Genomic DNA, 20,685 nt, shown 5'->3' with positions numbered 1-20,685 from the left:
TCCGGTACGCACCCGTGGCTGAAAGGCTTGCGTCACCACGTCCGACCGCCCTCAGTCCTCGTCCGTGCCGTGGGCGGCGTCCAGTGCTTCCGCCCGTACCTTGGCGCAGCAGCGGCTGATGAGGCGCGAGACGTGCATCTGCGAGATGCCGAGCTGGTCGGCGATGCGGCTCTGTGTCATGTCCTCGAAGAACCGCATGTACAGGATGGCGCGCTCGCGCTCGGGCAGCCGTCGCAGGCCCTCCTTGGCGGCCTCGCGGTCGACGACGACGTCGTACGCCTCCTCGCGCACCCCGAGGGTGTCGGCGAGGCTGTAGCCGTCGTCCTCGCGGGACACCTCGGCGTCGAGGGAGAGGGTGCTGTAGCTGTCCAGCGCCTCGGTGCCGACCGCGACCTCGTGCTCGGTGAGGCCCGCCAGGGCGGCGATCTCGGCGGCGGAGGGTTCCGCGCCGCCGGAGGTCTGGAGGAGTTCGCGGCGGGCGACGCGCACCTTGTTGCGCAGTTCCTGCACCCGGCGGGGGACCCGCAGGGCCCATGTACGGTCACGGAAGTGCCGCTTGATCTCGCCGGTGATGGTGGGCACGGCGTAACTCTCGAAGGCGCCGCGCCCGGGTTCGTACCTGTCGATGGCCTTGACCAGCCCCAGTGCCGCGACCTGGCGGAGGTCCTCCAACGACTCCCCGCGGTTGCGGAAGCGGCCCGCGATGCGGTGGGCCATGGGCAGCCAGGCCTCGGTCAGCGCCTCGCGTACGGCGTCGCGTTCGGGGCCTTCCGGCAGTGCCGCCAGCCGTGCGAAGTCGGCCGCGGTGTCGGGGGCGTCGTCGTGGGGGTGCCTGCGGGGGGCGGACGGGGCGTCGGAGGACTGTGCGGATGTCTCGACCAGCATGCGAAAGAGCTCCTGAACGAAGGTGTCAAGGAGTTGCCGTGGGAAACGGGGCGGGGCTGCGAACGGTCCGCAGCGGACACGCACCCCGTGGTGTGCCTCTGGTCCGAAGCACGATGACCCGCCTGCCCCACGACTCGCCCCGCAAACAACGCGACCCCCCGTCCTGGCCGATACATCACCCGAAGGAGCGGATCCGGACAGCGCCATTCGGCCTGCTTCGGATTCGTGGGCCGGACGGGGGAGTGAAGTGCGAGAAGCCGGGAAGTCGGGGGGAGGACATCAGGTTCCGACGCAGGGGAGGGCGGCATGGCAGCCGTGACGGCGGCACACGCAACAGCCACGGCAGAGGCGACGGTCACGACGAACGAAGCGGAGCTGCCGCTCATCTCGGACCCGGCCCGGATCCGCCCGAAGGACGCGCGAGAGCTGTCCCGCGTGTTCTTCCAGCGACTGGCCATGCTGGACGAAGGCACACACGAACACCAGTACGTACGCAACACCCTCATCGAGATGAACCTGTCCCTGGTGCGGTACGCCGCCTCCCGGATGCGCACCCGCGGCGACTCGCAGGAGGACGTGGTCCAGGTCGGCACCATCGGCCTGATCAAGGCCATCGACCGGTTCGAGCTGTCCCGGGAGGTGGAGTTCACCACCTTCGCCGTGCCGTACATCGTGGGCGAGATCAAGCGCTTCTTCCGGGACACGAGTTGGGCCGTCCATGTGCCGCGCCGGCTCCAGGAGGCACGGGCCGAGCTGGCGAAGGCGACCGAGGAGCTGCGCTCCCGGCTGGGCCGCACCCCGACCACCCGGGAACTGGCCGAGTTGATGTCCCTGACGGAGGAGGAGGTCATCGAGGCCCGCAAGGCCGCCAACTGCTACCGGACGTCCTCCCTGGACGCCGCCCTGACCACCGAGGACGAGGGCACGGAGACCGCGCTGGCCGACCGCCTCGGCGAGGAGGACCCGTCGCTGGAGCTCGTGGTGGACTTCAGGTCGCTCGCCCCGCTGATCGCCGGACTCGAGGAACGGGACCGGCAGATCATCCATATGCGCTTCGTCGAGGAACTGACCCAGTCCCAGATCGCCGCCCGGCTCGACGTCTCCCAGATGCATGTCTCACGGCTCATCAGCCGCCTCATCAAGCGTCTGCGCACCGGCCTGCTGGGGCCCGCGGTGGCCTGAGCCCGCGCGATGACCACTACAGTCCCGACCGTACGAGACGACCTGCTCAGGGCACGAGGTCGTAGACGAACAGGCCGGTGCTGTCGAGGGTCGACCGCGGCGTGGCGCCCGCGCCCAGCGGGGAGACCAGCGGGTCGTCGATCCGATGGCCCAGCAGGTCCTCCGACTCGTCCATGCCGGGCAGGTAGGTGCGCCCGTTGCGGTTCATCCACGCCTCCCACAGCCGGTCCACGTTGCAGTGGTGAAGGAAGAAGACGGGGTCGTTCGGGGACGTGGCCGGGGCCATGTCCCCGCCGATCCACCGGTGCACCTGGTTGTGCAGCCCCGTCCCGGTGAACCCCTCCAGCCGGCTGCGGAACCCCCGCGAGGCCGCCAGCCAGGGAGCGAAGTCGTACGTGGCGAGGTCCGGGTCCCCGAGCGGCGGCGGCAGCACATTGAAGGCCGCCCCCACGTCCAGGGCGTTCGGCAGCGAGGGGAAGGCGTTCGGGAAGGCGCGGCGCAGCCCCCGGTCCGTCTGACGGAGCGTGACCTGGGGGCTCCCCTCCACCCGGACCCGGAAACTGTCCGGGTCGTCGGGCCGGAACGCGAACGGCCCGTCGGTCACCGGGTCGCCCGCGCCGCCCATGAACTCCGGCTTCCAGATCAGCGCGGTCTCCGGAGCGGGCAGCGAGCCGTCGATCGCCCAGTCCCAGTACGGCAGCCCGAAGGCGGGGTCGTCCAGCACGCGCTGGAGATGGGCCTCCAGCAGATTCAGCATGAACCGGTGCCACGGCAGGAAGACCGGGCCCCGATGGGCCGCGTTGCGCTGACCGACGTCCCCGGTGGGCGGCACGGGCGTCATCATCGCTTTGAAGTGCCAGATGACGAAGAGGTCGTACGTGCTCACCGGCGCGGGCGGTCCGGGAATGCCGAACGCGGCCGTCGTGAGGGTCGAGTCCTCCCGCTTCAGCCGCAGGACCCCCTTGATGTAGGCGTCGCGGTCGGCCGGGTTGACGACGATGTTCCTGCGGACGACAGCCATGTCAGACGCTCCCCTCGAGGCCGGTGTGATGCCCGGGACGACCGGCGTGCCCGGAGGGCCCGGAGGGCTCGGCGTGTCCTGCGTGGGGCGCGCCGCCATGACCGCCGTGTCCGCCACCACCATGGCCGCCTCCATGACCCCCACCATGGCCCCCGCTCGGGAAGTCGTCGGGGAAGTTCTCGATCAGCGCCCGGATGGTGTCCGTCGCGGACCGGAACTGGTAGGTGGGCAGGGCGTGGCAGTCGACCTGGCCGTCGTTGGAGACGTTGAGCGGAGCCGTGAGCGGCTCACCGTCGACCGTCACCTCGTACGTCGTTCTGATGACGATGTGGTGGCCCTGGAACTCGTCCTCGCGGACGGTCGTCAGGGGGCCGTGGTGGTGCACTTGTCCGGGCAGTCCCGCCAGGTAGTTCCCGAGGGTCGTCGGGTCGGCGGCCGCAGCCAGTTCCTCGGGAGTCACGGGAGTCCCTTCCTGCACGCGAGGGCGGCCGTGGACGGCCTTTTGTCCCGAGTCTCCGAGGGGGCGGCGCGGCCCGCACTCCGGACGGAGCGAACAGGTGTATGCCTCCCGCCGGCCGCGCGCGGAGTTACTGTCTCGGCATGACCGACAACACCCTGCGCTCCGTCACCGTGGAGCGCACCAGCACCGGCCACTTCGTCGCGACCAACGCCCGCGGCGGCACCCTCTCCTTCGGCAGCGGCTCCGACACGGACACCGAGTTCACCCCGGTCGAGCTGCTGCTCGCCGCGCTCGCCGGCTGCACGGCGGTGGACGTGGACATCGCCACCGGCCGCCATGCCGAGCCCGACCGGTTCAGTGTCGCGGTGAGCGGCCACAAGATCAGCGACGACCTCGGCAACCGGCTCACCGACCTCCAGGTCACCTTCTCCGTGTCCTTCCCGGACGGCGAGGGGGCCGACCGCGCCCGGGCGATCCTGCCCAGGGCGGTCAAGACCTCGCACGACCGGCTCTGCACGGTGAGCAGGACCGTCGAGATCGGCACGCCGGTCACCGCGAAGGTCGAGGACGCCTGAGCGCGCGACCCTATCCGATCCGGATCGCGCCGCCGTCGATGAGCCCTTGGACATAGGGACGCCAGTCCCGCTCCAGGGTCGAGGTGATGGCGGCGTGGACGTCGGCGCGCACCTGCGGGCTGACGCGTTCGACGTCGCCGTTGGCGTAGTGCAGACGCAGGCCCTCGCGGCTGGCGTCGCACAGCACGGCGTGCGCCTTCTGCGACAGCGTCAGGTAGAGCTGGGGGACAGGGGCGTGGGTGAGTTCGTCGATGACGGCCTCGTGGTCGACGCCCAGCATGCCCCAGTCCTGGCCCTGTCGGTCCAGCCAGACGGTGACGTCCGAGAAGAACACCGCCCTGCCCGGCCCCTGCCCGGGATCACGGGCCAGCCCGCCCGCGAGGTCGAGCGCGATACCCGTGCCCTCCTCGACGAGACCGCGCGGAATCGTCTGCGGCGCGAGCGCGAGCGCGCACTCCGCCCACCCGTCCCGCGCATGCTCCGGCCAGGGCAGCCCCAGCACCAGCCAGCCGTCCGGTTCCAGCAGCTTGTTGCTCACGCGTTCTTTCCCCTCGACGCCGACGTCGCTCTCCGGAACCGATCCTTCAGCCCTGAGTCACCGCCGGACAAGACGATCCCCAGCCGTCGACGAACCCGCCCGAACACGCCTGTCCCGGCCGGTTCGTGTCCGTCGACGAGCGCACGCCTGCACCTGAGGGCAGCACCGTAGAGCCCCGTAGGGGTGGCCGGTTAGGGGGCCGGTACGGGTGTCCTGGCGCACGGCGCGCTGGCTAGCTTCGTGCCGGCGCAGGGGGACCGACGTCGCTGTCCCTCGAAACCTTCAGGAGTGTCATGTCAACTCGGCCTAGTCGGCGGGTCGTTCTGGGTTCCTCGGTCGCGGGTGCCGCGGCCGCGCTCGCGGGCGGCGTGCCGTCCGCCACGGCGGCCGCCGGCGAGGCGGACACGCGGTGGGAGCCGGACGAGGGGCAGACGTATTCCGTGCCGGGCCTACGGCGCCCGGTGCGGATGACGGTCGACCGCTGGGGCGTGCCGCACATCTACGCACGCACCGTCGGCGACCTGTTCCTGGCGCAGGGCTTCAACATCGCCAGGGAGCGGCTGTTCCAGATCGACACCTGGCGCCGGCGCGGCCTCGGCCGCTTCAGCGAGGTACTGGGGCCGTCGTACGTCGAACAGGACCGTGCCGCAAGGCTGTTCCTCTACCGAGGCGACATGGCGGACGAGTGGGCGAGTTACGGCCCCCTCGCCCGTGAGGCGGCGACCCGGTTCGCGGCCGGGATCAACGCCTACGTCGACTGGCTGGGCGACCACCCCGACGCCCTGCCGGTGGAGTTCAGGAAGCTGGGTTACCAGCCCGCGCGCTGGGAGCCGGAGGACGTGGTGCTGATCCGCAGCCACGGCATCGGCAACAACCTCGGATCCGAGGTTGCACGCGCCCGCCTGATGCATCTGGCGGGCGCGCAGGCAAGCGCGTGCTTCCGCAAGCTCGAGCCCGCCCGCACCCCCACAGTGCCGGACGGGCTCGAGCTGGGCCTCATCCCCGCCGACGTGACGCGCGTCTACAGCCTCGCCACCGCGCCCATGATCTTCACCAACGGCACCCTGCGCCGGCTGTCCGACGACACACACCTCCTGCGCGAGACCACCACCGGCAGCAACGCCTGGGCGGTGGCACCCTCCCGCACGGAAACAGGCCGACCGATCCTGGCCGGAGACCCGCACCGCGAGAACTACGGACTGCCCGCCAACCGCTACATCGTCCACCTCAGCGCCCCCGGCCTGGACATCATCGGCGCCGGAGAGCCCTGGAACCCGGGCATCAGCATGGGCCACAACGGCCATGTCGCCTTCGGCCTGACCAATCTGCCCGCCGACCAGGCCGACCTGTACGTCTACGACCTCGACCCGGCCGACCACAGCAGGTACCGCTACCGCGACGGCTGGGAGACCCTGACCACCGTCACCGAGGAGATCGCGGTCGAGGGCGGCGAACCCCGCGCGGCGGAGCTGCAGTTCACCCGGCACGGGCCCGTGGTGAAGATCGACGAGCAGCACCACAAGGCGTACGCGGTGCGCACGGTGTGGACCGAGCCGGGCACCTCGCCCTACCTCGGCAGCCTCAACTTCCTGCGCGCCAGGGACTCCCGGCAGTTCGTGCGGGCCGCGGACGTCTGGCGCACCCCCGGGTCGAACCTGGTGTACGCCGACACCTCCGGCGACATCGGCTGGGTGCCCGGCGCGCTCGTCCCCCGGCGCACCGGCAAGGGGTACGACGGACTGCTGCCGGTCCCCGGCGACGGGCGCTTCGAGTGGGACGGTTTCCACGACCCCGCCGACCTGCCGCGCGTGCACAACCCGCGCGCCGGGTTCTTCGTGTCGGCCAACGAGTTCAACTTCCCGCCCGGCCACCCGATCCCCGCCCACGAGTGGCAGCCCGCCTACCGCAAGGACCGCATCCACGAGGTCCTCGCCCGGCAGCGCAGGACGTCCCTCGCCGACACCCTCGCCCTGCAGAACGACGAACGCTCGGGCGTCGCCCGGCAGTTCCTGCCGTACGTCACCCGACTGAGCTCCTCCGACGCCACGACGGCCAAGGCGCTGCGGCTGCTCGCCGGTTACGACGGTGTCACGCACAAGGACTCGGCGGGCGCGGCGCTGTTCGAGACCTGGATGATGCGGTTCCTGTACCCCGCCTGGGCCCAGCTCCTGCTGCCCAAGCAGGCCGCAGACCAGCTGGTGGGCGTCAGCATCGACCTCGACCTGCGGATCGTGCACGACTCCTTCGTACGCCCCGACGACTGGTTCGGCACGGACGGCGCCCGCAGGCGCGACGAACTGATCCTCGGCACCCTGGCGAAGGCCTACACCGAGGTGGCCTCCAAGCTCGGCGCCGACGACAGCCGCTGGCGGTGGGGCGCGATGCATCTGCACATGTTCGTCCACCCGCTCGGCTCGCCCATGGTGGGCCCGGTCGAGCGCGGCGGCACCTTCGCCACGGTCCGCTCCTCGTACTACTACTACCGCGCCTACCCGTACTCGGAGGTGCTCGGCCCGACGTTCAAGATGGCCCTGGACGTGGGGGAGTGGGACAACTCCCGGGCGGTCAACGCCCCCGGCCAGTCGGGCGACGAGCGCAGCGAGCACTTCACGGACCTGCACGACGAGTGGAGCACGGGCGGCTCCTTCCCGCTGCTGTACACCGAGGAGGCGATCGAACGCAACGCCGGTACGCGGCTGCTGCTCCAGCCGCGCCACTGAGCGACAGCCGCGCCGCTGAGCGACGCCGGTCAGGAACCTGCGGCGCCCCACCGCAGGTTCCACCGGCCGGCCCGGCCCGTCAGCTCCACGGCGGCCAGCGGCGCCACATCGACGCGCCAGAACGACGCGTACGGCGCGGACAGCGCACCCAGCACGGCGGCCCGCACCACGGCCTGCTCCACCACCGCCGCGACCCGCCCGGCGTCCTCCGGCAGCGCGTCGAGCCACGCGGCGATCCGCCGGCACAGCTCGGCCACCGACTCACCGCCGTGCGGCGCGGCCTCGGGATCGACCGCCCAGGCGGCCAGCGCGGCGGGCTCGCCGGCGGCCACCTCGTCCAGGGTCCTGCCGTCCCAGCGGCCCATGTCGAGATCCCGCAGCGCCGGTTCCACGACGGTCCCGTCCCAGGCCAGCGCCGCGGCCGTCGCGCGGCACCGCTGCGACGGCCCGCGGTACCGTACGCCGCCCCCGGACACGGCCGGTCCCGCCGTACGGGCCCGCAGCAGCGCCTGCTCGTCGAGCGAGGCGCCCCCGAACCGCACCTCGCGCCCGGTCGGCGCGGCGGCGCACACGAGCGTGAGCCGGACAGTCATGCGCCCCCCCTGGGCCGATTCACCACGGTCGGCGCCATCGTAGGTGGCGTACGCCATGTTGGCCGACTTCCCTCTTGCCCCTACTCTGTGCGTGACAAGGACGACGGCGCCACGGAAGTCCGGTGCAAATCCGGCACGGTCGCGCCACTGTGTGCCACCCCTCCCCGCGGAGGCGGTGGTGAGTCAGACCCAACGCCGTCGTCGCGTGCTCCACACGATGCGGGACGCGATGTTCCCGAGGAGGTCTCGCCATGGCGCAGTCCACCGCCGCCCCTGCCCCCACCACCCAGCCCGTTGTCGCACCCCTGCCCCTGAAGACGATCGCCCCCTGGGCGGTGTTCTTCGGCGTCCTGATGCTGGTGCTGCTCTACTTCGTCGGCGCCGAGCAGGGCGCCGTCTCCGCCGTCTCCGGCGAGGGCGTGCACGAGTGGGTGCACGACGCCCGCCATCTGCTCGGCTTCCCCTGCCACTGAAGACGGGTCGGGACCACACATGAATTCCGCCATCGTGCGTGCCTTGCTGGTACGCGGCATGCTCGCCGGGCTCGGGGCCGCCGTCCCCGCGCTCGTCTTCGCCTACCTGGTCGGTGAGGGCCCCGTGGACGCGGCGATCGCGTTCGAGTCGGCCCACTCCCACGAGCACGGCGAGGAACTGGTCAGCCGGACGGTGCAGTCGACCGCCGGCCTTGCCACCGGAGTCCTCGTCTTCGGTGTGGCGATCGGCGGCATCGCCGCCCTCGCCTTCTGCTTCGCGCTGGGCCGCCTGGGCCGGCTGTCGGCCCGGGCCACCGCGGCTCTGACGGCACTGGCCGGGTTCCTCCTGGTGTACCTGGTGCCGATGCTGAAGTACCCCGCCGACCCGCCCGCGGTCGGCGACCCGGACACGATCGGGCAGCGCACCGCGCTGTTCTTCCTGATGATCGTGCTCACCGTGCTCCTGGGCACCGCGGCCGTCCTGCTCGGCCACCGCCTCACGCCCCGCTGGGGTGTGGGCAACGCCTCCGTCGCCGCCGGCCTGGCGTTCGTGGCCGCCGTGACGGTCGCCATGGTGTTCCTGCCGTCCGGGGACGCCGTCCCCAAGGACTTCCCCGCCACGGACCTGTGGGAGTTCCGGCTCGCCTCCATCGGCATCCAGGCGGTGCTGTGGGCCGGATTCGGCCTGCTCTTCGGGTACTTGGCCGAACGTGCCCTGCAACGGCGCCCGGTTTCCGGCCACGTGACGGCACCGGCCGCCTGATCCGCACAACACCACACCGGGACCCGTCGGGGGCGCGCCCGACGGGTCCCGGTGTGCTGTGGGGGGACCGTCACCGGCGCAGGTGGGAGCCCTGATCGGGCCGTGGGCGTTTCGTTCCGACGGGCTTTCGTGCGTGGTAGCTTGGATCACTTTTTCGGGGTGGGATGAAGCGGACACGAGGGACGGATGAGCGGTTCGCCGTACAGCGAGTTGCGCGCCAGACTGGTGAGCAGAACCGTCCGGCACTACCTCCGCCCCACCTTCCGGGTCCGCGGTTCCGCGGACGACTCCGGCGAGCGCCTCCGCTTCGACGCCCTCCTCGACCAACTGCCGTCGCACCAGGCCAAGCACGAGCCCAGACCCAAGACATGGCTGGTGACCGGCGGCGCGGGCAGCGGCAAGAGCACCGCCGTCCTGCAGTACGCGATCGCCCTCCTGGACCGCGAGACCCCGTCCGTCATCGTCGACAACCGCGCGATCAGGGAGTGGTACGTCGACGGCATGACCATCGAGGAGTTCGCCAAGGCGTTACGCCCCTCCGACGTCGCCGAGAAGTTGTGGAAGACGCGCGTCAAGCACCACCAGCTGGTGTTCCTGGTCGACGCGCTGAACGAACTGGAGCGCGAGTTCCACGGCTCCGCCGCCTGGAAGTTCATCTGGCGCCTGGTCGCCGGGTCGAACGGCTTCACCGTGCTGGCGACGTCCCGCACCGAGACCGACGACCTGGCCGGGACCTCGCTGCGCGGTGTCGAGACCCTGTCCATCGAGCCGTTGGGCGAGCAGGACATCGAGACCTACCTGGAGATGCGCGACGGGTCGGCGACCGACGCGCTGGCCGAGATCAGGTCCGGCGACATGCTGGGCGTGGCGTCCAACCCGTTCATGCTGTCGCTGCTGACCGACTGGCTGCTCGGGACGCGGTCCGTCAAGGACCGGGCGATCCCGCGCAGCCGCGCGGACCTGCTGCGGGCGACCGTGGTCCGGCCCCGCACCGAAGGCCGGTTCGCCACAGCGGAGAAGGACGCGGCGAAACGCGGGCTCGGCATGGAGGCGGCGCTGTGCGCGGCCGCACTGGCCGCGATCACCACGGGCAAGGGCAACGCCGACTTCCTCGCCCGGGACGTGGAGGCGCTGCTCGGCCGGGTGTGGGACGACAGGGACGAGATCGCCCGCGCGGTGCAGGCGTTCCTGGACACACAGATGGTGCAGCCGGTCGGTGACGCCCTGGACGGCCAGTACAGCCTCATGCACCCGGCCTTCGTGGACTTCGGCCTGGCCCTCGCCTGGCAGAACACCGGCCTGCCACCCGTCGTACTCGACCCCGTCTACCTGGACCAGTGCCTGGGCGACTGGGTCGGCCTGCAGCCCGACCCGGACAGCGCCGTGATCGACCTGCTCGCCATCGGCGCCAAACCGCTGCCGCCGGAACTGATGGTGGACGTCCTGCTCGCCAACCGCGGTGTGCTCGGCGACGAGGTGCGCGGGGTGCTCTGGCGACGCCTGGGCAGCTGCTTCCAGCAGGGCCGCCAGATCCGCGACCGCCTGGCCGTGGCGCTGGCCGGTCTGCCCCCGACCGTGCTGCGCGACGGACTCCAGCGCGGACTGCTGCGGACCCTCAACGCCAAGGCACCGGAACTCGCGGACGACATCTTCGCCGCACTGTGGAACGGGTCGCTGGACGCGCAGTCCCTCCAGCGACTGCGCCGCACCTACGAGCGGAACAAGAAGGAGCCGGCACCGAGAGGATCCGGTCGCGACCCCGCCCTCGCAGCCAAGCGGCTCGCAGCCCTGCGCGAGCACGAAGACCCGGATGCCCGCCGCCGCAGCGCGAACTGGCTCAGCGTCAATGGCGGCGAGCCGGACGTGGACGACCTGCGGGCGGCGATGCTGGAGGACCCCGAGGCCACGGTCCGCGGCGCCTCCGCCACCGCCCTCGGACGCATCGGCGCACCCCGGGCCGTCCCCGCCCTCCTGCGAGCCGCCAAGGACGACATCGAGCCCACCGTCCGCGGGTCGGCCGCCACCGCCCTCGGGAACATCGGCGACCGCCAGGCGGTTCCCGGGCTCACTGCCACGCTCTGTGACCGCGACGCCATCGTCCGAGGAGCGGCCGCCACCGCCCTCGGCCACATCGGCCACACCCGTGCCGTCCCGGCCCTCGCCGCCGCGCTCACCGACGACGACCCCGTTGTCCGAGGCTCGGCGGCCAACGCCCTCGGGAACATCGGCGACCGCCAGGCGGTCCCCGCCCTCGTCATCGCGCTCACCGACACCGAGGGCAGTGTCCGCGGCGCGGCGGCCACCGCCCTCGGGAACATCGGACATGCCCAGGCGGTGCCCGCACTGACCACCCTGCTCGGCGGCCCCGAGAGCGAGGTCAGCGTCCGTGGGGCGGCGGCCACCGCCCTCGGCCGCATCGGCGACCGCCAGGCGGTGCCCGCACTGACCGACGCGCTCCGCGACACCGACATCGAGGGCAGCATCCGAGGAGCGGCCGCCACCGCGCTCGGCCGCATCGGCCATCCTCAGGCGGTCCCCGTGCTGACCACCGCGCTCACCGACACCGCGCCCGTCGTCCGAGGAGCGGCCGCCCTCGCCCTCGGTCACATCGGCCACCCTCAGACCGTCCCCGACCTCACCGCGGCGCTCACCGACCCCGACGCCGTCGTCCGCGGGTCCGCCGCCAACGCCCTCGGCCGCGCGGGCGACCCCGGCGCTCTCGACGCGCTCACCGTCGCCCTCGCCGCCGACGACGACAGCCGCACCAGGGGCTCGGCCGCCGAGGCTCTCGGCCGTATCGGACACCCCGGCGCCGTCCCCGCCCTCGCCACCTCGCTCACCCGCGACCCCGACGCCTTCGTCCGCACCTCGGCCGCCAACGCCCTGGGCCGCATAGGCGACCCCAGCGCCCTGGACGCGCTCGCCAGGGCCCTCGCGAAGGACAGCGACTCCCACACCAAGGGGGCCGCCGCCAACGCCCTCGGCCGCGTCAACGCCCCCGGTGCGCTGGAACCGCTCACCCACGCGCTGCTCCACGACCGCGACGACAAGGTCCGCGGCTCGGCCGCCAACGCCCTCGGCCGCGTCAACGCCCCCGGTGCGCTGGAACCGCTCACCCACGCACTGCTCCACGACCGCGACGCCAAAGTACGCGGCTCGGCCGCCAACGCCCTCGGACACCAGGGGGACACGGCCGCGGCGGAGGTGCTGCGGGCCACCATCGCCAACCCCAAGGAGACGTATCTGACCCGGCGGGCCGCCGTCGGGTCCCTCACCCACCTGGACACCGGCGACGAGGCGTGGATCACGAAGGTCGCCGACGCGCTCAAGTTCACCGCCCGCGACCGGCACGGCCGCGCCCTGCGCGGAGCCATCGTCGACCTGGTGGCCCGCCGGGAGATCACGCCGACGACGAAGGACTGGCTGGTCAGCGTGGTCCGCGGAGACAAAGACCCGCTGAACCGCACGACCGCCCTCGAAGGGCTGGCCCGCGCCGGTCAGGCGGACACGGACCTGATCAGGTTCGTCATCGAGCCCAAGCGCCCTCGGCCGGACAAGCGGCCCCGGGACAGCGACGCGGGCGTTCTGTGCGTCGCGGCGTCCGCCGTCCTGCGCGCCGCCGCCGACCGCCCGGCCTACACCGAGTCGCTGCTCCCCAGCGTCGTCCGGCTGCTCCTGCAGAAGAACATCCACTGGGCGACGGTCTCCTCGCTCACCCAACTGCGCCTGCTCCCCCTGCCCGTCGCGCAGCGGGTCTTCGCCCGCATCGTGGAACTCAAGGGCGACAGCGCGCCGGAGAACCCGCACCTCGAGCCGGAACTGGCCGCCGAACGGGAGTCCCTGGCCGAGCGCGAACGGGTGCAGGCCGATGTCGAGTCGTTCACCCGCAACCCCGAGGCGGTGCTCGCGGGGTTCCGCGAACAACGGAAGTCGAGGTTCGAAGTGACCGCACCCACCACCGACGACGAGTACCACGTCGCCCTGCTGACGGCCGTGCCCGTGGAGACGAAGGCGCTCTTCCACGTACTCGACGAGCGCCGCCTCACCACGACCGAGATGCAGCGCGACGGCCGCTACTACGACGTCTTCGAGCTGGTCACCGCAGGGCAGCCCCCGGTACGTGTGGTCACCACACAGGCAACCGACCAGGGTGGCCAGTCGGCGGCGGCCGTGACGCGCGACCTGCTGTCCACGTTCCGGCCGAACCTGGTCTTCCTCGTCGGGGTGTGCGGCGGCTTCGGCGAGCGCGGGGTGTCCCTGGGCGACGTGCTGTTCGCGCGGGAGGTGTTCGACCACGGCCCGGAGAAGGTACGACCGGAAGGCGGGGGCCTGCGGCCGCAGGTGTACCGGACGGACGAACAGGCCCTGCGGCTCGTCGACAGGCTCCACACCCGGGGCAGACTCGACGCCTCGCTCGGCGACGGCGACCTCCTCGTGAAGGACTTCGCCAGCGGGGAGAAGGTGATCGCCTGGCGGGACTCCGCACTGCGCGCCCAACTGCTCGGACTGTCCGCCGACATCGGCGGGGTGGAGACCGAGGCGCACGGCGTGCTGCACGCGATCTGGGAGACGTTCAAGGCGAAGGCGTTCATCGGCGGCGCGATGCTCAAGTGCGTCAGCGACCTCGGCGACGAGGAGATGACCGTGGACAAGAAGACCAAGCAGACCGAGGCCGCGCGGCGGGCGGCACGGGTCGCCCTGGACGTGGCCGGCGCGTTCCGCCGCGCCGACGCGTGACACCGTCCGACACCGGCCGCCGAGTAGCATGCCCGGGACGACAGGAACGAACGTCTCGGGTGGTCGAGTTGGTCAGGAACGCGCGACTGCGTGCGGGTGGAGCCTGGGGGCACCTCCTGCTGGTCGCCGTGCTCGCCCTCGGCGTGTTCGCCATGCACACCATGGGCCACCCGGAGCACTCCACCGGCCGGGCGGCCGAAACCGTCGCGCATGCCGCCGCCGGTGCGCACCACGGCGGCATGGCCGGGGAAGCCGCCGGCCTCTCGGCATCACCCGCATCCGGCCCGTCGGCTGACGCGCCCGTGATCGGCATGGACGTGCTGTCCGTGTGCGTGGCGGTGCTCAGCGGATGGCTGCTGTGGGTGTTCCTCTGCGCGGCAGCCCTGCGCAAGGAGCGGCTGCCCGCCCTGCTCGCCCGGGCGATGGCCGTGCTGCGTCCCGGCTCGCCACCCCCTGAACCACTCCTCGCCCGACTGTCGGTGCTGCGGATATAGGCCGGGCCGTGGCGCGGGTTCGTCATGCCCGCGCCCGCCGCGCCCGGTCCCGACCCACACCGACAGCACCGTACAAGCGAGGTAGTCCGCACATGACCGCACACAACCCTGCCCGCCGTCTTCGTCGTCGTAGCGCGATCGTCAGCGCCGTAGCGGCAGCCGCACTGCTGCTCGCCGCCTGCGGCGGGGGCCACGGCGAGGGCAGCGACCACGGAAGCGGCAGCACCGCCTCCGCCACATCCCCGCGGACGCCGGGGGGCAACCCGGCACCCGGCGCGTTCGACGACGCGGACGTCGCGTTCGCGCAGGGGATGATCCCGCACCACGAGCAGGCCGTCGAGATGTCCCGGCTCGCCGCCGGGCGGGCCTCCGACGCGGAGGTCAAGACCCTGGCCGCCGCCGTCGAGAAGGCCCAGGACCCCGAGATCCGGACCATGAAGTCCTGGCTCGAGGCCTGGGGCAGGCCCGAGTCCGCCGAGGAGATGCCCGGCATGCACCACGGCTCCGGCGCCACGGACCACTCGGGCATGTCCGGGATGATGTCCGCCGACGCCATGGAGAAGCTCCGGGCCGCCAAGGGCACCGCGTTCGACCGGATGTTCGCGCAGATGATGATCGAGCACCACGAGGGCGCGATCACCATGGCGCGGGCCGAGCAGAAGAACGGCCGCAACGCCACGGCCAGGCGGCTCGCCGCCGACGTCGTGACGAACCAGTCCGCCGAGGTCGACAGGCTCGGGAAGATCCTCGACCGCCTCTGATCCCCGCACCGTCACCCACCGACCGCCCAGGGCTCCCCGGCACACGGCCGGGGAGCCCCGGGCAGTCACGCGGCGCCGCGCCCCGGGTGCGGGGCCCACTCCCTGGGTAGAAGAGGCCCATGACGATCGATCAGGCAGACGCGTCCCCGTCCTCCGTGCAGGCGGTCACCGTGTACGACGGACAGGTGCTGCTCGTGCGGCGCCAGGGCGACTGGAGTCTGCCCGCAGGCACCCCGGAACCGGCGGAGACACCGGAGGCCACGGCAGCCCGGGTCGTCTACGAACTCACCGGCTACCTCGTGGACGGCTCCCAGACCCTGCGGGACACCGCCCCGGCCGCCGTGGTGTGCCAACTGCTGACCGAGTCCCCGTCCGGCGGCGCCGCCCTCGCACCGGAACAGATCCGCTGGACGGCGATAGAGCAGGCCGCCGGCACCGGCCTCCCGGAAGCCGTACGGACCTATCTGCTGGGGCACCGGCCCGTGTGAGCGACCCGGTCCCACGGCCCTTCTTCAGCGGCCCGCCGCCTTGCCCGACGCGGCCGCGACAAAGCGGTCCCGGTCGACGACGGCCCGTTCGATCTCACCGGTCGCGACCAGTTCCCCCGAGTCGTCGACCGCCCGTACCTGGAAGGTGAGCCGTCGTCCGGTCGGGTCGGCGGGCGCCGATGCGGACACCTCCACCGCATCGCCCACCGCGGTGGCACGCAGATGCCGCACGCGAACCGCGGTCCCTACGGTGGTCGACCCGGCCCCGACCAGCGGCCGGGCGGCCCGCACGGTCGCGGCCTCCAGCCATGCGATCAGCCGCGGTGTCGCGAGGACGGGCACATCACCGCTGCCCAGCGCGGCCGCGGTGTCGGCGGGGGTCACTTCATGGCGCATGGCGCCACGCTATCTCCCGCCTGGCCGGGGGCACCGGGGGCGCCGCGATAGGGAACCGTCCGACCGGTATATTTTTGCGCTCAGGTGGGAGATCGACAACCGGGTGGGGCGGGTTGATGACGGGGCATGTGCGGACGCGGGTCGTGGTGGTCGGCGGCGGGCCGGTGGGCCTGCTGGTGGCGGCCGAGCTCGGTGCCTTCGGGGTGGACACCGTCGTACTGGAAGCCGCGGCCGAGGTGTCGATGCGGCCGCGGGCGACCACCCTGCACGCGCGTGCCCTGCAGTGCCTGGTCAGGCGGGGGTATCTCCCCGAGCTGCGGCCCCGCGCCATGGGTGGCGCGGAGTCGACTGCGCCGTTCCACTTCGGGGGCGTCGAGGGACTTCCGCTGTCCGTCCCGGCGGGGGAGCCGGGCCCGCTGCTCAAGCGTGCGCAGGCGGATCTGGAGCGGATGCTCGAGGAGCGGGCGGTTGCGGCGGGCGCGCGGATCCTGCGCCGGCACCGGGTGACCGAGGTGACGCAGGACGCCGACGGGGTACGGGCCGTCGCCGAGGGCCCCGAGGGCATGCTCACCGTCACGGGGGAGTTCCTGGTCGGGGCCGACGGGGCGCGCAGCACGGTCCGTGACCTGGCGGGCATCGGCAGCCAGGAGTGGCCCGCCACGGTGTCGGCGATGGCGGGGCTGGTGGAGCTGGCGGAGGACAAGGCGCTGGAGGCGGGCTGGCACCGTACGGCCCGGGGCTGGCTCGTGGTGAAGCACGAACCCGGAGGCGGCACGCACCTGCGGACCCTGAACTGCTCGCGCACGCACGCCCGCCGCGACGAGCCCTTGACGCTCCAGGAGCTGCGGGAGGAGGTGTCCTGGCTCGCGGGGCGGCACGTGGACATGGAGCGGGGGCGCTGGCTGACCCGGTTCAGCGACTTCTCCCGGCTCGCCGACCGCTACCGGGCCGGACGCGTGCTGCTGGTGGGCGATGCCGCGCACGTCCACTTCCCGATCGGCGGGCAGGGCCTGAGCACCGGGTTGCAGGACGCGATCGACCTGGGCTGGAAGCTGGCGCTGACGGTACAGGGGCAGGCGGGCGACGGACTGCTGGACAGCTACGACCTGGAGCGCCGGCCGGCCGCCCGGCGGGTGATCGACAACACGCAGGCCCAGCTGGCCCTGATGCGGCCCGGCGTGGAGGTCGACGCGCTGCGGTCGGTGTTCGCCGAGATGCTCGCTTCGGAGGGGCCGGGCAGCCGTGTCGGTGATCTGGTCAGCGCCCAGGACACCGTGCTGCCGCCGAGGTTCGGGCCGTCGCCCTGGGAAGGGCGCTTCCTGCCCAACGTCGCGCTGCGTACGCCGCAGGGTGAGACGGATCTGATCGGGCTGTTGGGGGAAGGGGGGCCGCTGCTGGTGCTGTTCGGCGGACCGGACACCCTTCGGATCGAGGAGCAGGCCGGTCCCTGGGCGGATGTCGTACGGGTGGTGCGGGCGGAGACTGTCGCGTCGGTGCCGTGCGAGGCGGTGCTGCTGCGCCCGGACGGCTATGTCGGCTGGGCACCCGGCGGGGCGGACCTCGAAGCGGCGCTGGAGGCCTGCTTCGGCCAGCGCCCGAAGGGCGGAGCCGGTGACGCCGGTCAGCCGAGGGCGGCGGGCTCCTGAGAGGTGTCCTGTTCCTCGGAGGCGGCCTCCGCCAGTCGCTGCCGCTCGAGCAGCTCGTTGCAGACCTTCTCACCGCGCTCAGGGGTGAGGTCGAGGGCGGTGAGGACGGACGGCATGGTGATGCTCGGCAGCAGATGGCACATGAGTTCGCTGACGCGCTGGGTCAGGTCCTGGTAGTCGGTGAGGGCCTGCGACATGGCCTGGATACCGGCGAAGGAGCCGACCATGACGCCGGCCGTCTCGGCGGGGGTGACATGGGGAAGCAGCTCGCCCTGCGCCCGGGCGCGCTCCAGGAGGTCGATGCCGACATCGCGCCAGCGCAGGAAGGGGCCACTGCGGTCCAGCCCCTGCGCGCGCTGGTCGAGGGTGAGACGTACGCCCGCGCGGACCATGGGATCGGTCTGCAGCCGGTAGGCGTGCAGCAGCACGGCGTCGACGAGTTCCTGTACCTTGCAGGCGCGGGAGGGCACGGCGAGGTGCTGGTCCTGTCCGGCGAGGACGCCTTCGGCGAGGTCTTCCTTGGACTGGAAGTGGAAGTACAGGGCGCCCTTGGTGACACCGGCGACGGCGAGGATCTCGTTGATGGTGGCCGCCTGGTAACCGCGCTCCTCGAAGACTCTGGCGGCAGCCATCAGGATCGAATGGCGGGTGCGGATGGCCCGCTCCTGCTTCGCCATGGGTCTCGCCCTCCATGTCCACGGCCTGGAGCCCGGAACGGCCCTCTAAAAAAACCGTCTAGTTCGTATCTTACAGGCCGAGACGCGGACCCCCGCCGAGCGAAACCCGCCACCTGGTGGAACGCGGTTGCTACGGACCCCCGTCGGCCAGGCAAGGAGTGTCAGTGATTCTCGTGACGGGCGCCACCGGAACCGTCGGACGTCAGGTGCTGCGTCAGCTCGCCGACCCCGCCGGACCCGGCTTTGCCGCCGACAGAGTACGGGTGTTGGTGCGGGACCCGGCGCGTCTGGACCCCGCCGCGTCCCGCACCGCCGAGGTCGTCACGGCAGACTACGGCGACGAGGCCGCGCTCGGCCGGGCCCTGCGCGGGGTGGACCGGGCCCTGCTGGTCACGACCCGGGTCACGGGCGAGGACGACGTCCGCTTCCTGGGCGCGGCACGGGCGGCCGGCGTACGGCACGTGGTGAAGCTGTCGGCGGCGGCCGTCACCGATCCCGGCGCCGACGACCTGATCACCACGTGGCAGCGGGACAGCGAGGCCCTGCTGCGCGACTCGGGGATGGAGTGGACGCTGCTGCGGCCCCGCTCGTTCATGTCCAACTGCCTGTCCTGGGCGCCCTCCATCCGCTCCGAACAGGTCGTGCGGGCGCTGTACGGCAGCTCGCTCAACGCGTGCGTGGACCCCCGGGACGTCGCCGAGGTGGCGGTGCGCGCCCTGACCGAGGACGGCCACGACGGCCGGGCCTACGTCCTGACCGGCCCTCGGGCGATCAGCGCGGCCGACCAGACGGCCGAGCTGGCCCGCCTGCTCCATGTCCCGCTGCGCCTGGAGGAACTGGCGGCCGACCAGGCGCGTGCGGCCATGGGCAGGCGTTATCCCGAGCCGGTCGTCGAGGCGCTGCTGCACAGCGCACACAGACAGCGGGCGGGCGCCAAGACCGGTGTGACGGACACGGTGCGCCGGCTCACGGGCCGGCCCGCCCGCTCCTTCGCCCGGTGGGCCGAGGACCACCTCGACGACTTCACCGTGCACGCGCCCCGGGGCGACCGCTGACCGGCGCTCGGGGTCCCGTCGGTCCGCGTCAGGGCGACCGCGACGCCGGGGCGTTCAGCCGATCTGCGCCGCGACGACGGTGGAGCGGGAGACGACCGCGCCGTCCTGGTAGGCGTTCACCGTGACACGGTCGCCGCGTGACCGGTCGGGGCGTGCCTCGATCATGCAGGGTTTGTCCAGCTCGACGTAGTGAAGGAATTCGCTGCTGATGCTCAGCGGGAGCAGCGTCGGGTGCCGCAGCGTCGCGGCGGTGGCCTGGCGGGCGGCTTCCATCAGCAGCATGCCGGGCACATGGTCGAGCGGGTGGTCGAACAGCACGGGGTTGCGTGTGTCGACCCGCAACTGCCAGCGGTCGGGCTCCCCGACGGGTGTGAGGGTGACGTCCGTGGGCGACATACGGCCCACGAGCTGCGGGGCGGCCGGTGCGGTGAGCGGCAGCACCCGTTGTCTGGAGTCGGAGCGGGCGGCCCGCAGACGCCGGTACACCGCCGGGACGATCGTGGTGAGGGACCCGCCGCCGCGCGCGGCGAGTTCGCCGTCGCGACGTATCTCCACCGCGATGCGCAGCCCGGCCAGGCTGCTGCCGCGCAGCCGGATGTCGGGGCAGGTCACCGTCATGTCCAGGGAGGCGGGAGTGTCGCCGACCGGCATGTGCCGGGGATCCACCGTGACCTCCAGGTCGGAGACGAGGAAGTGGTGGCCCAGCGGCACTCCGAACTCGGCGTGCGCGAGCAGCAGGCCTGCCTGACGGATCGTCTCCACCGCGATGAGCGGATCGTGGTGGCCCGCGATCGGGGTGAAGAAGCTGTGCCCGCGGGGCCACTGCCCCTGCATGGCGAACCGCGTCTCGCCCTCGCGCCACCAGTCGGTGAGGATGACCTCCGCGACGGCGGCCCGGTGCACCAGCTCCTTGGGGACCGTGGTGGTGAGGGACGGGTAGCGGAATCCGCTGGGAGTGGCCGGCGCCCCGAAGGTGCTCCGCGCCGGTGCCAGGCCTGCCGTGGTGTGTTCGGCCCGGAACGTGCTTGCCGTCATCGATCCCCCTTGGCAGCCGATCGTGGGAGTGGACCGTACGTCAGCCCCTCAACGCCCCGAAGATACATACCAACCGGTTTTATTTCCAGCGGTGGCCGGTACTCGCCTGCCCCGAAGCGGTGGCGGGCGTCGGCGGCGACGCCGTGCGTGCCCCGGTGACCCTCTTTGCGAGACGCCGGTCCGCCG

The 20,685-nt window shown here is 72.3% G+C and carries 19 protein-coding genes and 1 riboswitch; of the genes, 11 read left to right on the top strand and 8 right to left on the bottom strand.

Annotation, left to right across the window (positions count from 1 at the left end; all coding sequences use genetic code 11):
* Positions 1–51: 51 nt before the first annotated feature.
* Positions 52–885 carry a SigB/SigF/SigG family RNA polymerase sigma factor gene (locus ACIQ6Y_RS21760; protein ID WP_404041395.1) on the bottom strand — a complete coding sequence of 278 codons (834 nt, stop codon included), beginning with the start codon at positions 883–885 and terminating at the stop codon, positions 52–54.
* A 306-nt stretch (positions 886–1,191) separates the two neighbouring features.
* Between ACIQ6Y_RS21760 and ACIQ6Y_RS21755 the strand changes: the two genes are divergently transcribed.
* Entirely contained in the window at positions 1,192–2,067 is an 876-nt protein-coding gene (locus ACIQ6Y_RS21755) for a SigB/SigF/SigG family RNA polymerase sigma factor (RefSeq protein WP_404041392.1), read from the top strand.
* Positions 2,068–2,113: 46 nt separating this feature from the next.
* Here ACIQ6Y_RS21755 and ACIQ6Y_RS21750 read toward each other — a convergent pair whose 3' ends face one another.
* On the bottom strand, positions 2,114–3,088 hold the full coding sequence (locus ACIQ6Y_RS21750) for a tyrosinase family protein (RefSeq protein ID WP_404041390.1): 975 nt from the start codon (positions 3,086–3,088) through the stop codon (positions 2,114–2,116).
* Position 3,089: 1 nt separating this feature from the next.
* Entirely contained in the window at positions 3,090–3,548 is a 459-nt protein-coding gene (locus ACIQ6Y_RS21745; RefSeq protein ID WP_404041387.1) for a hypothetical protein, read from the bottom strand.
* 140 nt (positions 3,549–3,688) lie between these two features.
* On the opposite strand from ACIQ6Y_RS21745, the gene ACIQ6Y_RS21740 reads away from it, so the two are divergent.
* Complete coding sequence (locus ACIQ6Y_RS21740) at positions 3,689–4,123, top strand: OsmC family protein (protein ID WP_404041384.1); 435 nt, start codon at positions 3,689–3,691, stop codon at positions 4,121–4,123.
* Positions 4,124–4,133: 10 nt separating this feature from the next.
* Here ACIQ6Y_RS21740 and ACIQ6Y_RS21735 read toward each other — a convergent pair whose 3' ends face one another.
* Positions 4,134–4,661, bottom strand: coding sequence for a hypothetical protein (locus tag ACIQ6Y_RS21735; protein WP_404041382.1), 528 nt, complete (start codon positions 4,659–4,661; stop codon positions 4,134–4,136).
* A gap of 293 nt (positions 4,662–4,954) precedes the next feature.
* On the opposite strand from ACIQ6Y_RS21735, the gene ACIQ6Y_RS21730 reads away from it, so the two are divergent.
* Entirely contained in the window at positions 4,955–7,381 is a 2,427-nt protein-coding gene (locus ACIQ6Y_RS21730; protein ID WP_404041380.1) for a penicillin acylase family protein, read from the top strand.
* A gap of 29 nt (positions 7,382–7,410) precedes the next feature.
* Here ACIQ6Y_RS21730 and ACIQ6Y_RS21725 read toward each other — a convergent pair whose 3' ends face one another.
* The gene (locus ACIQ6Y_RS21725; RefSeq protein WP_404041377.1) at positions 7,411–7,974 is read right to left on the bottom strand and encodes a histidine phosphatase family protein; all 564 of its coding nucleotides are present in this window, start codon (positions 7,972–7,974) and stop codon (positions 7,411–7,413) included.
* A gap of 113 nt (positions 7,975–8,087) precedes the next feature.
* Positions 8,088–8,163: riboswitch (cobalamin riboswitch) on the top strand.
* 62 nt (positions 8,164–8,225) lie between these two features.
* Here ACIQ6Y_RS21725 and ACIQ6Y_RS21720 point away from each other — a divergent pair.
* The 6 genes from ACIQ6Y_RS21720 to ACIQ6Y_RS21695 all read left to right on the top strand — a co-directional run bounded on the left by ACIQ6Y_RS21720 (position 8,226) and on the right by ACIQ6Y_RS21695 (position 15,690).
* Positions 8,226–8,447, top strand: a complete 222-nt coding sequence (locus ACIQ6Y_RS21720; RefSeq protein WP_404041374.1) for a CbtB-domain containing protein — start codon at positions 8,226–8,228, stop codon at positions 8,445–8,447.
* Positions 8,448–8,466: 19 nt separating this feature from the next.
* Entirely contained in the window at positions 8,467–9,210 is a 744-nt protein-coding gene (locus ACIQ6Y_RS21715; protein WP_404041371.1) for a CbtA family protein, read from the top strand.
* A gap of 186 nt (positions 9,211–9,396) precedes the next feature.
* A complete protein-coding gene (locus ACIQ6Y_RS21710; RefSeq protein ID WP_404041369.1) occupies positions 9,397–13,947 on the top strand; it encodes a HEAT repeat domain-containing protein in 4,551 nt (1,516 codons plus the stop codon).
* Between the two features lie 59 nt (positions 13,948–14,006).
* Positions 14,007–14,441 carry a hypothetical protein gene (locus tag ACIQ6Y_RS21705; protein ID WP_404041366.1) on the top strand — a complete coding sequence of 145 codons (435 nt, stop codon included), beginning with the start codon at positions 14,007–14,009 and terminating at the stop codon, positions 14,439–14,441.
* A 92-nt stretch (positions 14,442–14,533) separates the two neighbouring features.
* On the top strand, positions 14,534–15,202 hold the full coding sequence (locus tag ACIQ6Y_RS21700) for a DUF305 domain-containing protein (RefSeq protein WP_404041363.1): 669 nt from the start codon (positions 14,534–14,536) through the stop codon (positions 15,200–15,202).
* Positions 15,203–15,321: 119 nt separating this feature from the next.
* Positions 15,322–15,690 carry an NUDIX domain-containing protein gene (locus ACIQ6Y_RS21695; protein ID WP_404041360.1) on the top strand — a complete coding sequence of 123 codons (369 nt, stop codon included), beginning with the start codon at positions 15,322–15,324 and terminating at the stop codon, positions 15,688–15,690.
* Between the two features lie 24 nt (positions 15,691–15,714).
* Here the strand turns inward: ACIQ6Y_RS21695 and ACIQ6Y_RS21690 are convergent, their stop codons facing one another.
* Positions 15,715–16,086: a thioesterase family protein gene (locus tag ACIQ6Y_RS21690; RefSeq protein WP_404041357.1), complete on the bottom strand. Its 372-nt coding sequence runs from the start codon at positions 16,084–16,086 to the stop codon at positions 15,715–15,717.
* Positions 16,087–16,202: 116 nt separating this feature from the next.
* Between ACIQ6Y_RS21690 and ACIQ6Y_RS21685 the strand changes: the two genes are divergently transcribed.
* Entirely contained in the window at positions 16,203–17,732 is a 1,530-nt protein-coding gene (locus tag ACIQ6Y_RS21685; RefSeq protein ID WP_404041354.1) for an FAD-dependent monooxygenase, read from the top strand.
* Here the strand turns inward: ACIQ6Y_RS21685 and ACIQ6Y_RS21680 are convergent.
* Positions 17,708–18,409: a ScbR family autoregulator-binding transcription factor gene (locus ACIQ6Y_RS21680; protein ID WP_404041351.1), complete on the bottom strand. Its 702-nt coding sequence runs from the start codon at positions 18,407–18,409 to the stop codon at positions 17,708–17,710. The two genes, ACIQ6Y_RS21685 and ACIQ6Y_RS21680, sit on opposite strands and share 25 nt — an antisense overlap.
* Positions 18,410–18,573: 164 nt before the next feature.
* Here ACIQ6Y_RS21680 and ACIQ6Y_RS21675 point away from each other — a divergent pair, with 164 nt between their 5' ends.
* Positions 18,574–19,464, top strand: coding sequence for an SDR family oxidoreductase (locus tag ACIQ6Y_RS21675; protein WP_404041348.1), 891 nt, complete (start codon positions 18,574–18,576; stop codon positions 19,462–19,464).
* A gap of 54 nt (positions 19,465–19,518) precedes the next feature.
* Here the strand turns inward: ACIQ6Y_RS21675 and ACIQ6Y_RS21670 are convergent, their stop codons facing one another.
* Positions 19,519–20,499: a ScbA/BarX family gamma-butyrolactone biosynthesis protein gene (locus tag ACIQ6Y_RS21670; RefSeq protein ID WP_404041345.1), complete on the bottom strand. Its 981-nt coding sequence runs from the start codon at positions 20,497–20,499 to the stop codon at positions 19,519–19,521.
* Between the last annotated feature and the right edge of the window lie 186 nt (positions 20,500–20,685).

Origin of the sequence: Streptomyces sp. NPDC096205 (assembly GCF_044763135.1) — a bacterium.
Taxonomy (GTDB): Bacteria; Actinomycetota; Actinomycetes; order Streptomycetales; family Streptomycetaceae; genus Streptomyces.
This window is presented reverse-complemented; position numbering and strand designations above follow the sequence as displayed.

Coding starts and splice junctions, on each gene's coding strand:
- ACIQ6Y_RS21760 (WP_404041395.1), bottom strand. CDS start 885: ATGCTGGTCGAGACATCCGCACAGTCCTCCGACGCCCCGTCCGCCCCC.
- ACIQ6Y_RS21755 (WP_404041392.1), top strand. CDS start 1,192: ATGGCAGCCGTGACGGCGGCACACGCAACAGCCACGGCAGAGGCGACG.
- ACIQ6Y_RS21750 (WP_404041390.1), bottom strand. CDS start 3,088: ATGGCTGTCGTCCGCAGGAACATCGTCGTCAACCCGGCCGACCGCGAC.
- ACIQ6Y_RS21740 (WP_404041384.1), top strand. CDS start 3,689: ATGACCGACAACACCCTGCGCTCCGTCACCGTGGAGCGCACCAGCACC.
- ACIQ6Y_RS21730 (WP_404041380.1), top strand. CDS start 4,955: ATGTCAACTCGGCCTAGTCGGCGGGTCGTTCTGGGTTCCTCGGTCGCG.
- ACIQ6Y_RS21725 (WP_404041377.1), bottom strand. CDS start 7,974: ATGACTGTCCGGCTCACGCTCGTGTGCGCCGCCGCGCCGACCGGGCGC.
- ACIQ6Y_RS21720 (WP_404041374.1), top strand. CDS start 8,226: ATGGCGCAGTCCACCGCCGCCCCTGCCCCCACCACCCAGCCCGTTGTC.
- ACIQ6Y_RS21715 (WP_404041371.1), top strand. CDS start 8,467: ATGAATTCCGCCATCGTGCGTGCCTTGCTGGTACGCGGCATGCTCGCC.
- ACIQ6Y_RS21710 (WP_404041369.1), top strand. CDS start 9,397: ATGAGCGGTTCGCCGTACAGCGAGTTGCGCGCCAGACTGGTGAGCAGA.
- ACIQ6Y_RS21700 (WP_404041363.1), top strand. CDS start 14,534: ATGACCGCACACAACCCTGCCCGCCGTCTTCGTCGTCGTAGCGCGATC.
- ACIQ6Y_RS21695 (WP_404041360.1), top strand. CDS start 15,322: ATGACGATCGATCAGGCAGACGCGTCCCCGTCCTCCGTGCAGGCGGTC.
- ACIQ6Y_RS21690 (WP_404041357.1), bottom strand. CDS start 16,086: ATGCGCCATGAAGTGACCCCCGCCGACACCGCGGCCGCGCTGGGCAGC.
- ACIQ6Y_RS21685 (WP_404041354.1), top strand. CDS start 16,203: ATGACGGGGCATGTGCGGACGCGGGTCGTGGTGGTCGGCGGCGGGCCG.
- ACIQ6Y_RS21680 (WP_404041351.1), bottom strand. CDS start 18,409: ATGGCGAAGCAGGAGCGGGCCATCCGCACCCGCCATTCGATCCTGATG.
- ACIQ6Y_RS21670 (WP_404041345.1), bottom strand. CDS start 20,499: ATGACGGCAAGCACGTTCCGGGCCGAACACACCACGGCAGGCCTGGCA.